Here is a 14247-nt window from a genome sequence, read left to right as displayed (position 1 = left end):
TGTCGGGTCTGTTCAGGCGTCCGGTCTGGTGTCGGAGATCACGCTCGGCCGCGGACCAGCGGTATAGTTCGTACCAGATCACATGATTCGCCAAGGTGTCTCCCAGTTCTCGAACATCTGTCGAGCAGCGGCCAGCGAAGGTCTGATCATGCTGAGAACTCAACAATCCCGACGCGTCATCTCCTACGGACCTGATGCGTCGTCTCTCAAGGAGGAGGACTATGTCGGTCGAATACATCAAGACCGAGGGCGACCTTCCGCCGGTCGCCGTGGTCGAGAAGCCACGCTGGACACCGGCGAAGATCGTGCTGTGGGTGGCCATCGCCCTCATCGCCGGCGCGGGCTGGTCGATGATCGCGTTCGTGCGCGGTGAAGAGCTGTCGGCCAGCTGGTTCGTCGCCGCAGCCGTCGGCAGCTACCTCATCGGCTTCCGCTTCTACGCGAAGCTCATCGAATGGAAGATCTGCCGCCCGAACCCGAAGCGAGCCACCCCGGCAGAACTCAACGACAACGGCCGCGATTTCGCGCCGACCGACCGCCGGGTCCTGTTCGGCCACCACTTCGCCGCAATCTCCGGTGCCGGCCCCCTCGTGGGACCGATCCTCGCAGCCCAGATGGGCTACCTGCCCGGAACCCTGTGGATCGTCTTCGGCGTCGTGCTCGCCGGCGGTGTCCAGGACTATATGGTGCTGTTCTTCTCCATGCGCCGCAACGGCCGATCGCTGGGACAGATGACTCGCGATGAGCTCGGTCGAACGGGCGGAATCATCGCCTCCATCGGCATCATCCTCATCATGGTCATCCTCATCGCGGTCCTCGGCGTCGTCATCATCAACGCGCTGGCCGAAAGTCCCTGGGGCGTCTTCTCCATTGCGATGACCATCCCGATCGCTGTGTTCATGGGCATCTACATGCGCTACCTGCGCCCCGGCAAGGTCGTCGAGACCTCGGTCATCGGCATCGTGCTGCTCGTCATCGCGATCATCGCCGGCGGTTGGGTCCACAGCTCGCCGTTCTGGTCCGAGATCTTCCACCTCGACAAGGTGACTCTGGCCTGGTGCCTGATGATCTACGGATTCCTCGCCGCCGTGCTTCCGGTGTGGGTGCTGCTGGCACCGCGCGACTACCTGTCGACATTCATGAAGATCGGCACCATCGTGCTGCTGGCTGTGGGCATCCTCATCGTCAACCCGACCGTGCAGATGCCTGCGCTGACCGAATTCGCGTTCAACTCGGCCGGTCCGGCGTTCGCCGGTGCCCTGTTCCCGTTCCTGTTCATCACCATCGCCTGTGGAGCTTTGTCGGGCTTCCACGCTCTCATCTCCTCAGGCACGACTCCGAAGCTCATCGAGAAGGAGACGCAGGCTCGCCTCATCGGCTACGGCGGCATGCTCATGGAGTCCTTCGTCGCCATCATGGCGCTGGTCGCCGCGATCTGCCTCGACAAGGGCCTCTACTTCGCGATGAATGCCGCCGAACCGCTCACCGGCGGAACAGTGCAGGGCGCAGCGGACTTCATCAACAACTCCTTGGGCATGTCCGGGGTGGAGACGAGTCCGGAGATCCTCGATCAGGCGGCCAAAGACGTCGGTGAGGAGAGCATCGTCTCTCGCACCGGCGGCGCCCCGACGCTGGCGATGGGAATGGCGCACATCCTCCACAACGTCTTCGGCGGGCCGGCCTGGATGTCTTTCTGGTACCACTTCGCCGTGATGTTCGAGGCCCTGTTCATCCTCACCACGATCGATGCGGGTACCCGCGTGGCCCGTTTCATGCTCTCGGATGCGCTCGGCAACTTCTCGAAGAAGTTCCGGGACCCCTCGTGGACTCCAGGTGCGTGGCTGACGACGGCCATCATGGTAGCCGCCTGGGGATCGATCCTGCTTATGGGAGTCACCGACCCCCTCGGCGGAATCAATACGCTGTTCCCGCTCTTCGGCATCTCGAACCAGCTGCTGGCCGCGATTGCCCTGGCCGTCGTCTTCGCCATCGTGTGCAAGATGGGTCTGGCCAAGTGGGCCTGGATCCCCGGCATCCCGCTGGTCTGGGATCTGGTGGTCACGATGGTCGCCTCGTGGCAGAAGATCTTCTCCTCCGACCCGAAGCTCGGCTACTGGGCTCAGCACTTCGCATACAAGGACGCGCTGGCCGCCGGAGAGACCTCGATGGGCAATACCGAGGGCGTCGCGGCGATGAGCGCAGTCGTGCGCAACACGTTCGTCCAGGGCACCCTGTCGATCGTCTTCGCACTTCTTGTCGCGATGGTCGTCGTCATGGCAGTCTGGAAGTCCATCGAGGCCATCAGGAAGGGGTCCCTGCCGACGACGGAGGAGCCCTTCGTCGAGACGAAGATGTTCGCTCCGGCCGGTCTCATCGCTCGCAAGCCCGAGCGCGAGCTGCAGGCGCAGTGGGACGAACACGCAGCAGGAAGGCAGAAGGAATGAGCACCGCACATCCGCTCGCCCGCATCGCCAGCGATCCGTGGGGATCCCTGCGCCGAGGCGGGGCCTGGCTCCACTGGTACCTCAAGGAGATCATGGGCGAGAACGCCTATATCCACTACCTCGAATCCTACGAGCGCCGCCACGGCACCCGGGAGGGGGCGATGGAGGAGAAGGCCTTCTGGCGAGATCTCACCGATGAGCAGGACCGCAATCCCAAGGCCCGCTGCTGTTGAGACTCTGAAGCTGCCTGCGTCTCTGAACGCAGAGAGGACAGCAAAGAGCCCGGGGCTCAGGACATTTCGTCCTGAGCCCCGGGCTCTTCGTCTGTCGTTCGGTCTGCGGTCAGGCCTGGACGGACGGGAGGTCGTAGTCGATGACCAGCGGAGCGTGGTCCGACCAGCGTTCGGCCCAGCTGTCGGCTTTGTCCACGGTGGCCTTGACCGCGGTTTCGGCCAGGGCCGGAGTGGCCATCTGATAGTCGATGCGCCATCCTGTGTCGTTGTCAAAGGCCTGACCGCGCATCGACCACCAGGTGTAGGGCCCGTCGATATCGCCGCTGAGTTCGCGGTGGACGTCAACATAGCCGATCTCACCGAAGAACTTGTCGAAGTAGGCTCGTTCCTCCGGGAGGAATCCGGACTTCTTCCGGTTGGCTTTCCAGTTCTTTAGGTCGCGTTCGGTGTGGCAGACGTTGAGGTCGCCGGTGATGAGCACATGGTCGGCGGTCTTCGCCAGCTGCGGCATCCGTTCGATCATGCGGTCGAGGAACCGGTACTTGTCGTCCTGTTTGGGGGTGTCGGCCTCACCGGAATGGACGTACGCGGACACAAGGGTCAGAAGCGATCCGTCGCCGAGGCGGAAGTCCGTCTCCACCCAGCGTCCGGCCCGGTCGAAGTAACCGTCGTCGCCGAGTCCTTCGCGCACCGCCTCGGGTTCGGTGCGGGCCATCACGGCGACGCCGGCGCGGCCCTTCGCCTCGGCATCATGGCTGATCGTGGTGTATCCGGTGTCGGCAAGGACACCGTGCGCGATATCGTTCGCGGCGCGCACTTCTTGGAGGGTGATGAAGTCCGGTTTCGCTGCATCGACCCAGGTGGGCATCCCCTTTCGCCATGCTGCGCGGACTCCGTTGACGTTGACTGAAGCAATCCGAATCATGTGATCTATGATGACATGGAGCGCACTATTCTTCCGGGACGGGGCGTTATAGAGTGAGGGTAAGTACGAACACATCAGGAGGCGCAATGGCCGTTGACGAAACTATCGACACCGAGCAGCTGAGCATCAGTCCGCTCGATGAGGTCGACGCCCGCGAGATGCGCGAATTCCTGCTCGACGCCCAAGCCAACTTCTGGGGAGACCGCGATCTCAGCGGTGACCATGATGCCTACTGGTTCCGTCAGTTCGTCACCTCGGGGCTCGTCGCCCGCTACCGTTCGGAGATCGTCGGATACCTGCTCGGCGTCATTCCCCATGATGGTCCTGCCTACATCCACCTGGTGGCAGCGCGGTCGGATTTCCGTCACCAGGGAATCGGCCGTCATCTCTACCAGCACTTCATCGACCATTCCCGTCAGCTCGGTGCCTCCTCGGTTCAGGCGACGACGATGCCGGAGTCCTCGGGTGCGATCTCGTTCCACTCCTCCATGGGCTTCAGCGGAGAGCTCATCGAGGACTATGCCGGCCCGGGCAACCCGCGCGTCTTCTTCGAGCTCAAGTTCCCCGAGGACTGAGCACCCGGCACCGCCCACCCTCCCAGAACTACCTGACGGCGGCCCAGCAACCTCGCGCGAGGTTGCTGGGCCGCCGTCAGGTAGTAATAGGGGTCAGTTGGCTGAGCGTTGGGCGGTGTCGACGACATTCTTGAGCAGCAGGGCTCGAGTCATCGGTCCGACGCCTCCGGGGTTCGGTGAGACCCAGGACGCCACCTCGGCGACCGCCGGATCCACGTCTCCGACGATCTTCGACTTCCCCGTCTCCGGGTCCGTCTCACGCGAGACTCCCACGTCGAGGACGATCGCTCCGGGTTTGACCGCCTCCGCCTTCACGATGCGAGCCGCCCCGGCGGCCGCGACGATGACATCGGCCTGAGCCAACAGCTCATCAAGATTGCGCGTACCGGTGTGCGTCAGAGTCACGGTCGCATTGTGCTCACGCCGAGTCAGCAGTGCACCGATGGACCGGCCCACGGTGACCCCGCGACCGATGACCACGACATGCTTGCCGGCCAGATCGATGCCGTTGCGGGTGATCAGCTCGATGACACCGCGCGGAGTGCACGGCAGCGGAGTGGTGATCTCCGAGTTCACGTTGAGCACGAGTCGGCCGAGGTTGGTCGGATGCAGGCCGTCGGCGTCCTTAGCCGGATCGATGGCTTCGAGGATCGTGTCCGTGTCGATATGGTCCGGCAGCGGAAGCTGCACGATGTAGCCAGTGCAGGCGTCATCTTTGTTGAGCTCGTCGATGACCGCCAGCAGCTCTTCCTGGCTTACCGACTCGGGCAAGTCGCGGCGGATCGAACTGATTCCGACCTCGGCACAGTCACGGTGCTTGCCCGCGACGTACCACTTCGAACCGGGGTCCTCCCCCACCAGCACTGTGCCGAGGCCCGGAACGATTCCGGATTCTGCCAGGGTCGCCACCGCCTCGGTGAGTTCAGCCTTGATCTGCTTCGCGCAGGCTCTGCCGTCGAGGATCTGTGCACCCATCAGTACTGCTCCAGTCCTTCGTAGAGGGGGAAGTCGTCGCTCAGCTTCTTCACGCGTGAGGCGAGTGCCTCGACGTCGGCACCGGGCTTGAGCGCCTCGGCGATGACGTCAGCGACCTCGGTGAATTCGTTGTCGCCGAATCCGCGGGTGGCCAGTGCCGGGGTGCCGATGCGCAGCCCCGAGGTGACCATCGGCGGACGCGGGTCGAAGGGCACGGCATTGCGGTTGACGGTGATGCCGACCGAGTGCAGAAGATCTTCGGCCTGCTGTCCGTCGAGGGCGGAGTTGCGCAGGTCGACGAGCACGAGGTGGGCATCTGTGCCGCCGGTGAGCACGGTGGCTCCGGCGTCAGCGACGTCGGAGGCCAGCAGGCGCTCAGCCAGGATCTGAGCACCGCGCACGGTGCGTTCCTGACGTTCCTTGAACTCGGCAGAGGCCGCGAGCTTGAACGCCACGGCTTTCGCGGCGATGACATGCATGAGCGGTCCACCCTGCTGTCCCGGGAACACGGCGGAGTTGAGCTTCTTCGCGTACTCCTCCTTGCCGAGGATGAAACCGGACCGGGGCCCGCCGATGGTCTTGTGCACCGTCGAGGACACCACATCGGCGAACGGCACCGGGTTCGGGTGCAGACCGGCGGCGACGAGTCCGGCGAAGTGGGCCATATCGACCCACAGCTTCGCACCGACTTCGTCGGCGATATCGCGGAAGGCCTGGAAGTCCAGCTGACGAGGGTAGGCCGACCAGCCGGCGACGATGACCTCGGGGCGGTGTTCGAGAGTCTTCTCGCGCACCTTGTCCATATCGATGCGGTAGGTATCGGGGTCGACCTCGTAGGAGGCGACATCGTAGAGGCGTCCGGAGAAGTTGATCTTCATACCGTGGGTGAGGTGCCCGCCATGGGCCAGGGACAGCCCGAGCATCTTGTCACCCTGACGGGCCAGAGCGTGCATGACAGCGGCGTTGGCCGAGGCACCGGAATGGGGCTGGACGTTCGCGTAGTCGGCGCCGAAGAGGCTCTTGGCGCGGTCGATGGCGAGGTTCTCCGCGACGTCGACGTATTCGCAGCCGCCGTAGTAGCGCTTGCCGGGATACCCCTCGGCGTACTTGTTCGTCAGCACCGACCCCTGTGCTTCCAGCACGGCGCGCGGGACGAAATTCTCCGAGGCGATCATCTCGAGCGTCGACCGCTGGCGGCCCAGCTCGAGGTCGAGGACTTCGGCAATCTGCGGGTCGATGTCGGCAAGCGAAGCCTGCATCGAGTTTTCGGTCATGAGTACTCTCCTGTGGCATCCGATGATGGGAGCGAGGCAGCGCGCAAACCGCGGCCGTCACCCGGCACCATGCTAACAGCGACGCCACCTGCTTCCGGGGCCGCGACCGCCATCCGGATGCCGACTCGGAGTGGGCGTTGAGCGCAGCCACCGATTAGGATCGAGTCCATGAGCTGCGAATGGATCCTGAGAGTCACCTGCCCCGATTCGACCGGCATCGTCCACGCCGTGACCGGGGTGCTCGCGGGCCTGGGCGGCAACATCACCGAATCCCAGCAGTTCTCCTCCCCCGATTCTCGTCAGTTCTTCCTGCGCCTGCAGTTCTCGACGCCTGCAGAGACCACGGCCCAGACCGTGGAAGAGGCACTCGCCGAGGTGGCTCCCCGGTTCGCGATGACTGTGAGCCTGCAACCGGTGGAGAAGAAGACCCGCACCCTGATCATGGTGTCCAAGGCCGCGCACTGCCTCAACACTCTGCTGTTCCGGCATTCGGCCGGTCAGCTGCCCATCGACATCGTCGGCGTCGCCGGCAACCATGCCGATCTGCGTCCGCTCGCCGAGTTCCACGGCCACGATTTCCACCATATTCCGATCACCCGGGAGACGAAGGCCGACGCCGAGGCGAGGCTCTCGACTCTCGTCGATGACCTCGAGGTCGAACTCATCGTCTTGGCCCGATACATGCAGATCCTCTCCCCCGACCTCTGCGCCCGCCTCGAGGGCCGGGTCATCAATATCCACCATTCGTTCCTGCCGAGCTTCAAGGGCGCAAAGCCCTACCATCAGGCGCATGCCCGAGGCGTGAAGATCATCGGCGCGACTGCCCACTACGTCACCAGTGACCTCGACGAGGGGCCGATCATCGAACAGGATGTGGCCCGCGTCGATCACAATCAGGCGATCGCCGATTTCGTCCGGCACGGTCAGGACGTCGAAGCGGCCGTGCTCGCTCGGGCCGTCGCTTGGCATGCCGAAGGCCGCGTGCTCATGGACGGCCATCGCACCGTCGTCTTCGACTGAGCCTGCCGCTCCAGCAGTGTCGCTGTGTACTCTCGCAACAAGGAGGTGCACAGGAAATTCACACCTGCGACCTCTTGTCCTGTAAGGTCGGCTCGGCCTATCGAAGGAGCTGAGCTCAAATGTCGGAAACCACTTTCCGCACGATCGCGATCGTCCTCTACTTCATCGGCATGCTGGCCATCGGCTGGTTTGCCTACCGCAAGACGAAGAACAACCTCGACGACTACATGCTCGCGGGACGTGGACTGCGACCCAGCGTTGCCGCGCTGAGCGCCGGCGCCTCCGATATGTCGGGGTGGCTGCTCATGGGTCTGCCCGGCGCCATCTACGTCTCCGGGCTCATCGAAGCCTGGATCGCTATCGGCCTGACCGTCGGCGCCTGGGTCAACTGGAAGATCGTCGCGCCTCGCCTGCGTGCGTTCACGGAGAAGGCCGGCGACTCGATCACGATCCCCAGCTTCTTCGAACAGCGGCTCAAAGACCGGACACGACTGCTGCGCATCGTCTGCGGCATCATCATTCTGGTCTTCTTCACCTTCTACGTCTCGTCGGGCATGGTGGCGGCCGGCAAATTCTTCGAGTCGAGCTTCGGACTCAACTACCTCGGTGGAATGCTCCTCGTCGCAGCGATCACGATGATCTACACCCTCTTCGGCGGATTCCTCGGCGCGACTCTCACGGATGTCGCCCAGGGTCTGCTGATGTTCGCTGCTCTGGTGGCTGTGCCGATCGTCGCCGTCATCAACGCCGGCGGGCCGACGACGGTAGTCAACAACGTCACCGAAATCGATCCCGGTCTGCTCAGCCTCTTCGGCTCAGACGAATTCTGGACCTTCGCGACGATCGCGTCGATCGTGTCCGCCCTGGCCTGGGGACTGGGCTACTTCGGCCAGCCGCACATCATCGTGCGCTTCATGGCCCTGCGCACTCCCGCCGATGCCACCGTCGCTCGGCGCATCGGCGTCGGCTGGATGGCGATCTCGGCGCTCGGTGCCGTCGCCACCGCCATCGTCGGCATCTCCTACTTCTCTCAGCACGCGGATATGGAACCCGCAGACGCCGAAACCGTCTTCCTCGACCTCGCGCAGATCCTCTTCCACCCGTTCATCGCCGGCCTCGTCTTGGCTGCGGTGCTGGCAGCCATCATGTCGACGATCTCCTCGCAGCTCGTCGTCACGTCGTCAGCGCTCATCGAGGATCTGTTCAAGATCGTCGCCCTGAGCACCGGATCCACGAGGACGCTGCAGGACAAGACCTACGTACTGCTCGGCCGCCTCGGCGTGCTCGTCGTCGCCGTCATCGCGGTCGTCCTCGCGATCTCACCATCGAACAGCATCCTCGACCTCGTCGCCTTCGCGTGGGCAGGCTTCGGCGCCTCCTTCGGGCCGATCGTCCTGCTCACTCTGTTCTGGAAGCGTCTGAGCAACTGGGGCGCCCTGTTCGGTCTGCTCTCCGGCGCGGTCGTGGCCTTCGTCTGGGGCCAGGTGAGCACCCCGATGACGGATTCGATCTACGAGATCATTCCCGGCTTCATCGTCAACCTCATCGTCGCCGTGGTCGTCAGTCGCTTCACCTACAAGCACGATGAGGCCTCTGACATCGAGTTCGAAGAATCCGTGGAACTCTCCCGCGTGAAGTGAGAACAGACTCGTGATGTGAGAGTCGACGCGAACTGACCGAAGGCCAGGGCACGATCGTGCCCCGGCCTTCGTCATATCGAGCCGTCAGTATGACCCATGGCTTGCCCACCGTCCGTGCACTGAACGGATCGCGGTACGTCTGCAGACGCCTGCCCGATCAGACGGGGCGCCGGTCACTCATGCGGTGACATCACATTGCGTTGAGAGCCTCAGGTTGCGTACCGGAGTAATCGCTCCTCGTTCCAATCATCTGAATCGAAACCGATGATTGGAACGAAGAGCAATCATTCACGCCGAGGTGGTCGGACAGGTGCGTGAAAACTGACCCCACCGAGGCGGCCTGCACGTGCTTGTCGATCCCCGCGCCAGCGGTGAATACACTTCAGGCGGGCACCTGTGTCGGTGCCCGCCTGAAGTGTGTGACTCACGGCTGCGGAGATCCGAGCCGTCAGTCGGTCGAGGAGCTTACTTCTCCTCGGCAGCCTCGTTGGACTCTTCAGCGGTCTCGGCGTCAGCCTCGGCTGACTCTGCCTCGACTGCGGCGTCTTCGGCCGGAGCCTCGTCGACGACCTCAGCCTCAGCCGGTGCCTCTTCTGCCGGAGCGGCAGCGGCGGTGGCCTGTTCGGCTTCCTTCACGGTTGCCTGCTTCGGCGAGTAGGGCTCGAGGACCAGTTCGATGACGGCCATCGGGGCGTTGTCGCCGGGACGGGGGCCGATCTTGGTGATACGGGTGTATCCACCGGGACGCTCGGCCATCGTTTCGGCGATCGAGGTGAAGAGCTCGTGCACGATCGACTTGTCGGAGATCTGGCCGAGCACGCGACGACGTGCGGCCAGGTCACCCTTCTTGGCGTTCGTGATCATGCGCTCGGCAACCGGACGCAGGCGCTTGGCCTTCGTCACAGTCGTCTTGATCTGCTTGTGCTCGAACAGCTGGGCTGCCAGGTTGTTGAGCATCATGCGCTCGTGTGTGGGCGAACCGCCGAGGCGGGGACCCTTGGTTGGGGTTGGCATTGTCAGTTACTCCTAGGTCTTAATCAGTACTGTTCGTCTTCGACGTAGGACTGGTCCTCATCAACGAGACCGGCTTCGAACCCGGCAGGACTGTCCTTGAGGCTCAGGCCGAGCTCGTTGAGCTTCGCCTTGACCTCGTCGATCGACTTCGAACCAAAGTTGCGGATATCCATCAGGTCGGCTTCGCTGCGAGCAACGAGTTCGCCGACGGTGTGGATGCCTTCGCGCTTGAGGCAGTTGTAGGAGCGCACGGTCAGGTCGAGATCTTCGATCGCCAGCGCCAGGTCGGCGGCGAGTGCCGCGTCCACAGGCGAGGGTCCGATCTCGATGCCTTCAGCTTCGACGTTGAGCTCTCGAGCCAGGCCGAAGAGTTCGACCAGGGTCTTGCCCGCAGATGCGATGGCATCGCGCGGGGTCATCGAGGGCTTGGTTTCGACGTCGAGGACCAGACGATCGAAGTCGGTGCGCTGTTCGACACGCGTGGCTTCGACCTTGTAGGTGACCTTGAGAACCGGAGAGTAGATCGAATCGACCGGAATCCGGCCGATCTCTGCATCCGCGTTCTTGTTCTGAGCGCTCGAAACGTATCCGCGTCCACGTTCGATGGTCAGTTCCATGTCCAGACGACCCTCACCATTCAGTGTGGCGATGTGCAGGTCCGGATTGTGGATCTCGACCCCGGCAGGAGCAGAGACATCGGCAGCGGTCACGGTGCCAGGTCCCTGCTTGCGCAGGTAGGCGACGACCGGTTCGTCGAATTCGGACGATACGACCAGGGACTTCAGGTTGAGGATGAATTCTGTGACATCCTCTTTGACTCCCGGCACGGTGCTGAACTCGTGGAGCACTCCGTCGATCCGGATGGACGTGACGGCGGCACCAGGGATCGAGGACAGCAGGGTCCGGCGAAGCGAGTTGCCGAGGGTGTAGCCGAATCCGGGCTCGAGCGGTTCGATGGCGAACCGTGAGCGGTTATCGGAGACGACTTCTTCCGTGAGCGTTGGGCGCTGTGCAATGAGCACGTGGGCTTCCTTTCAGCGAACATCCGCTATATGACGTTCGCACTGCACGTCATGGCCACAAAGGCCATGAAGAACGGTTCGGGTTATCTGGGAATCCGTTCTGCGACCGATGTCGGGATCTCACCCGTCATCCGTTGCAGTTCCACGGAAGGATCAGCCGCGGCGGCGCTTGGGGGGACGGCAGCCGTTGAACGGAACGGGAGTGACATCCTGGATGGTTCCCAGTTCCAGGCCGGCGGCCTGCAGCGAACGGATGGCGGTCTCGCGGCCCGAGCCCGGCCCCTTGACGAACACGTCGACCTTCTTCAGGCCGTGTTCCTGCGCCCGGCGAGCAGCCGATTCAGCAGCCATCTGAGCGGCGTACGGGGTCGACTTGCGCGAACCCTTGAAGCCGATCTCACCTGAGGAGGCCCAGGAGATGACAGCACCGGTCGGATCAGTGATCGACACGATGGTGTTGTTGAAGGTTGATTTGATGTGGGCCTGGCCGGCAACGATATTCTTCTTCAGCTTGCGGCGAGGCTTGCGCACTGTAGCGGCGCGTGACTTGGGAGGCATATGTCCTACTCCTGATCGAGGTGGTTGGCCTCAGCCAACCGAGTGAGCGTGTTACTTCTTCTTACCGGCCACGGTGCGCTTCGGTCCCTTGCGGGTACGCGCATTCGTCTTGGTCCGCTGACCGCGAACCGGCAGACCGCGGCGGTGACGCAGGCCTTCATAGCTTCCGATTTCGACCTTGCGGCGGATATCGGCGGCCACCTCACGACGGAGGTCACCCTCAACCTGGAATGTGCCCTCGATGTAGTCACGCAGCTGGACGAGCTCTGCGTCGCTCAAGTCCTTCACACGGGTATCAGGGCTGATTCCCGTTTCGGTCAGGGTCTGGCGCGCACGGGTGCGGCCCACACCATAGATGTAAGTCAAGGCGACTTCCACGCGCTTTTCGCGCGGGATGTCGACTCCGGCAAGTCGTGCCATGGGTACTGTCTCCTGTTGTTGTTTCGGAGGTGCTGATGCAAACCTGTCCTTGGTCTCCCAAGGTCTCCGGCCCCCGACCGGAGGTATCGTCCTGTGTCCGTTCCCCGGAAGCTCTCACTTCTCATGGCTCCGAACGCAGATGGCGAGGTTTGCGCGGGTGTGGTGCTGCTGAGGCTCCGCTGTGGAGCCTCGATCTGCTCGAAACGAGCTGCTCAGCCCTGGCGCTGCTTGTGGCGCGGGTTGGAGCAGATGACGATGACCCGGCCGTGACGGCGGGTAATCTGGCAGTTCTCGCAGATCTTCTTGACGCTGGGCTTAACCTTCATCGTTTTTCCTTCTTTCGGTCCCTGCCCGGCCGGACAGGACGCGAATGATCGAAGATCCTTACTTGTAGCGGTAAACGATTCGTCCGCGCGAGAGATCGTATGGAGACAGCTCCACAATGACCCGGTCCTCGGGAAGGATGCGGATATAGTGCTGACGCATCTTTCCGGAGATATGTGCGAGCACCTTGTGCCCGTTGCTCAGCTCAACCCGAAACGATGCGTTCGGCAGAGCCTCGACAACGGTGCCTTCGATCTCAATGACCCCTTCTTTTTTGGCCATATCGTTCGCTAACCTCGTATTCCCGCGAAACCTTCGCGTTCGACGTAATCGTGTATCACCGACTCAATGCCGGTGACCCCTCGGTCTGCAGTCCTCGTCACCACATAAAAGAAGTGGATGGCAGAAGCCGCCCACATCTGAAAAAGGGTGAGTTGAATGAGAACAGACCAATCATCAACCCTACACTACGGAGAAAGAATCTTCCACACGGTGTTCGCTTCTGAGCGCGAAGTCCCTTACAATCCCATCTTCGCCGAGGCGGCGCACCGTTCCCATGTCCCCTGACGACGAATGGAGCGCACCTCGGCCGCCCCGACTGCTAGCGTGAGAACCGCACCCGACGCAGTCCCCGAAAAGGAGCACAGAGATGTCCGATTTCGATGCCATCACCGAGGAGTCCCTTGTCGCGAAGGGCGGCCGCAAGTGGTCGTCCTTCCCCGGCTCCATCGGCGCCTTCATCGCCGAGATGGACTTCGGGGTGGCTCCCGCGGTACGGCAGTCGCTGCAGACCATCGACGATCGTGACCTCTACGGCTACGCTCCCGCCGACCTGACCGCCGACCTGAGAACAGCGACCTCGAGTTTCTGCTCCGAGCACTACGGCTGGCGGATCCCCGTCGGTCACATCGAACCGGCCAGTGATGTGCTGGCTGCGTTCCTCGGCGTCCTCACCCACCTCACCCCACCCGACACTCCGATCGTGCTGCCGACACCGGCTTATATGCCGTTCTTCGATGTCGCGCGAGTGACCGGCCGCGAGCTCATCGAAGTCCCGATGCTGCGATCGGAGTCCGGCTGGTCATTCGACCTCGATGCCATCGCCTCCGTTCTGACCCCCGGAGCCACGTTCGTCCTGTGCAATCCGCACAATCCGATCGGCAAGGTCTTCACCGAGGCCGAACTGCTGGCCCTCGCCGACGTCGTGGAGAAGGCCGGTGCCCGGGTGTTCTCCGATGAGATCCATGCACCGGTCGTCTACGCCCCCGCGCGGCACATTCCGTATGCCACTCTCACCGAGGCGACCGCCGCCCACACCGCCACCGCGACAGCCGCGTCGAAGGCCTTCAACATCCCCGGCCTCAAATGTGCCCAGCTCATCCTCACCTCCCCCAGCGACCGTGAGGTCTGGGCGAAGAAGGGACAGTTCGTCTCCGGAGCCGCGTCGAACCCGGGGATACTCGCCACCACCGCCGCCTACACGCATGCGAATGACTGGCTGAGCGAAGTCACCGGCTACCTCAAAGGCAACCGCGACCACTTCACCGATCTCGTCGGGTCACTGCTGCCGGGTGCCGCCTATATCGAACCGGAAGGCACTTATCTGGCCTGGCTGGATCTGCGCGGCTATGGACTGGAGTCGAACCTGTCCGATCACATCCGATCCCGCGCCGCGGTGGCCGTGACCGAAGGTCGACTCTGCGGACAGGTCGGGGCCGGACATATCCGCTTCAACTTCGCACTCCCCCGACCTCTGCTCACCGAAGCGGTCAAGAGGATCGCCCGGATACTCTGACCACCATGCCCTGGGCCCTCTGACCGAC

15 protein-coding genes are annotated in these 14247 nt (G+C 63.1%); 6 read left to right on the top strand and 9 right to left on the bottom strand.

Annotated elements, in window-relative coordinates:
• The first annotated feature begins 221 nt into the window (after nt 1-221).
• Both ACVZTU_RS05975 and ACVZTU_RS05970 read left to right on the top strand, forming a co-directional pair.
• Complete coding sequence (locus ACVZTU_RS05975; RefSeq protein WP_446655852.1) at nt 222-2444, top strand: carbon starvation CstA family protein; 2223 nt, start codon at nt 222-224, stop codon at nt 2442-2444.
• Nucleotides 2441-2677, top strand: a complete 237-nt coding sequence (locus ACVZTU_RS05970) for a CstA-like transporter-associated (seleno)protein (protein ID WP_181271771.1) — start codon at nt 2441-2443, stop codon at nt 2675-2677. Before ACVZTU_RS05975 ends, ACVZTU_RS05970 begins: the two co-directional genes overlap by 4 nt.
• 109 nt (nt 2678-2786) lie before the next feature.
• Here ACVZTU_RS05970 and ACVZTU_RS05965 read toward each other — a convergent pair whose 3' ends face one another.
• On the bottom strand, nt 2787-3602 hold the full coding sequence (locus tag ACVZTU_RS05965) for an exodeoxyribonuclease III (protein WP_139907308.1): 816 nt from the start codon (nt 3600-3602) through the stop codon (nt 2787-2789).
• A gap of 86 nt (nt 3603-3688) precedes the next feature.
• On the opposite strand from ACVZTU_RS05965, the gene ACVZTU_RS05960 reads away from it, so the two are divergent.
• Nucleotides 3689-4177, top strand: coding sequence for a GNAT family N-acetyltransferase (locus ACVZTU_RS05960; RefSeq protein ID WP_139468538.1), 489 nt, complete (start codon nt 3689-3691; stop codon nt 4175-4177).
• Nucleotides 4178-4270: 93 nt separating this feature from the next.
• Here the strand turns inward: ACVZTU_RS05960 and ACVZTU_RS05955 are convergent, their stop codons facing one another.
• Nucleotides 4271-5152, bottom strand: a complete 882-nt coding sequence (locus ACVZTU_RS05955) for a bifunctional methylenetetrahydrofolate dehydrogenase/methenyltetrahydrofolate cyclohydrolase (RefSeq protein ID WP_172173581.1) — start codon at nt 5150-5152, stop codon at nt 4271-4273.
• Entirely contained in the window at nt 5152-6426 is a 1275-nt protein-coding gene (gene glyA / locus ACVZTU_RS05950) for a serine hydroxymethyltransferase (RefSeq protein WP_482401571.1), read from the bottom strand. Before glyA ends, ACVZTU_RS05955 begins: the two co-directional genes overlap by 1 nt.
• A gap of 168 nt (nt 6427-6594) precedes the next feature.
• Between glyA and purU the strand changes: the two genes are divergently transcribed.
• Nucleotides 6595-7446, top strand: coding sequence for a formyltetrahydrofolate deformylase (gene purU, locus ACVZTU_RS05945; RefSeq protein WP_420095749.1), 852 nt, complete (start codon nt 6595-6597; stop codon nt 7444-7446).
• A gap of 119 nt (nt 7447-7565) precedes the next feature.
• A complete protein-coding gene (putP, locus tag ACVZTU_RS05940) occupies nt 7566-9086 on the top strand; it encodes a sodium/proline symporter PutP (RefSeq protein WP_482401570.1) in 1521 nt (506 codons plus the stop codon).
• Nucleotides 9087-9551: 465 nt separating this feature from the next.
• On the opposite strand, the gene rplQ is transcribed toward putP, so the two are convergent.
• From rplQ to infA, 6 genes are all read right to left on the bottom strand, one after another.
• Entirely contained in the window at nt 9552-10100 is a 549-nt protein-coding gene (gene rplQ, locus ACVZTU_RS05935; RefSeq protein WP_482401569.1) for a 50S ribosomal protein L17, read from the bottom strand.
• A gap of 23 nt (nt 10101-10123) precedes the next feature.
• Complete coding sequence (locus tag ACVZTU_RS05930; protein WP_025777903.1) at nt 10124-11122, bottom strand: DNA-directed RNA polymerase subunit alpha; 999 nt, start codon at nt 11120-11122, stop codon at nt 10124-10126.
• 153 nt (nt 11123-11275) lie between these two features.
• Entirely contained in the window at nt 11276-11680 is a 405-nt protein-coding gene (rpsK, locus tag ACVZTU_RS05925) for a 30S ribosomal protein S11 (RefSeq protein WP_025777904.1), read from the bottom strand.
• Nucleotides 11681-11731: 51 nt separating this feature from the next.
• The gene (rpsM, locus tag ACVZTU_RS05920) at nt 11732-12100 is read right to left on the bottom strand and encodes a 30S ribosomal protein S13 (RefSeq protein WP_025777905.1); all 369 of its coding nucleotides are present in this window, start codon (nt 12098-12100) and stop codon (nt 11732-11734) included.
• 212 nt (nt 12101-12312) lie between these two features.
• The gene (gene rpmJ / locus ACVZTU_RS05915; RefSeq protein WP_009884960.1) at nt 12313-12426 is read right to left on the bottom strand and encodes a 50S ribosomal protein L36; all 114 of its coding nucleotides are present in this window, start codon (nt 12424-12426) and stop codon (nt 12313-12315) included.
• A 58-nt stretch (nt 12427-12484) separates the two neighbouring features.
• Nucleotides 12485-12706, bottom strand: coding sequence for a translation initiation factor IF-1 (gene infA, locus ACVZTU_RS05910; RefSeq protein ID WP_009379245.1), 222 nt, complete (start codon nt 12704-12706; stop codon nt 12485-12487).
• A 367-nt stretch (nt 12707-13073) separates the two neighbouring features.
• Between infA and ACVZTU_RS05905 the strand changes: the two genes are divergently transcribed.
• Complete coding sequence (locus tag ACVZTU_RS05905; protein WP_139468544.1) at nt 13074-14219, top strand: MalY/PatB family protein; 1146 nt, start codon at nt 13074-13076, stop codon at nt 14217-14219.
• Nucleotides 14220-14247 lie beyond the last annotated feature (28 nt).

The sequence above is a fragment of the Brevibacterium sp. OS20 genome, from assembly GCF_056837565.1.
This window is presented reverse-complemented; position numbering and strand designations above follow the sequence as displayed.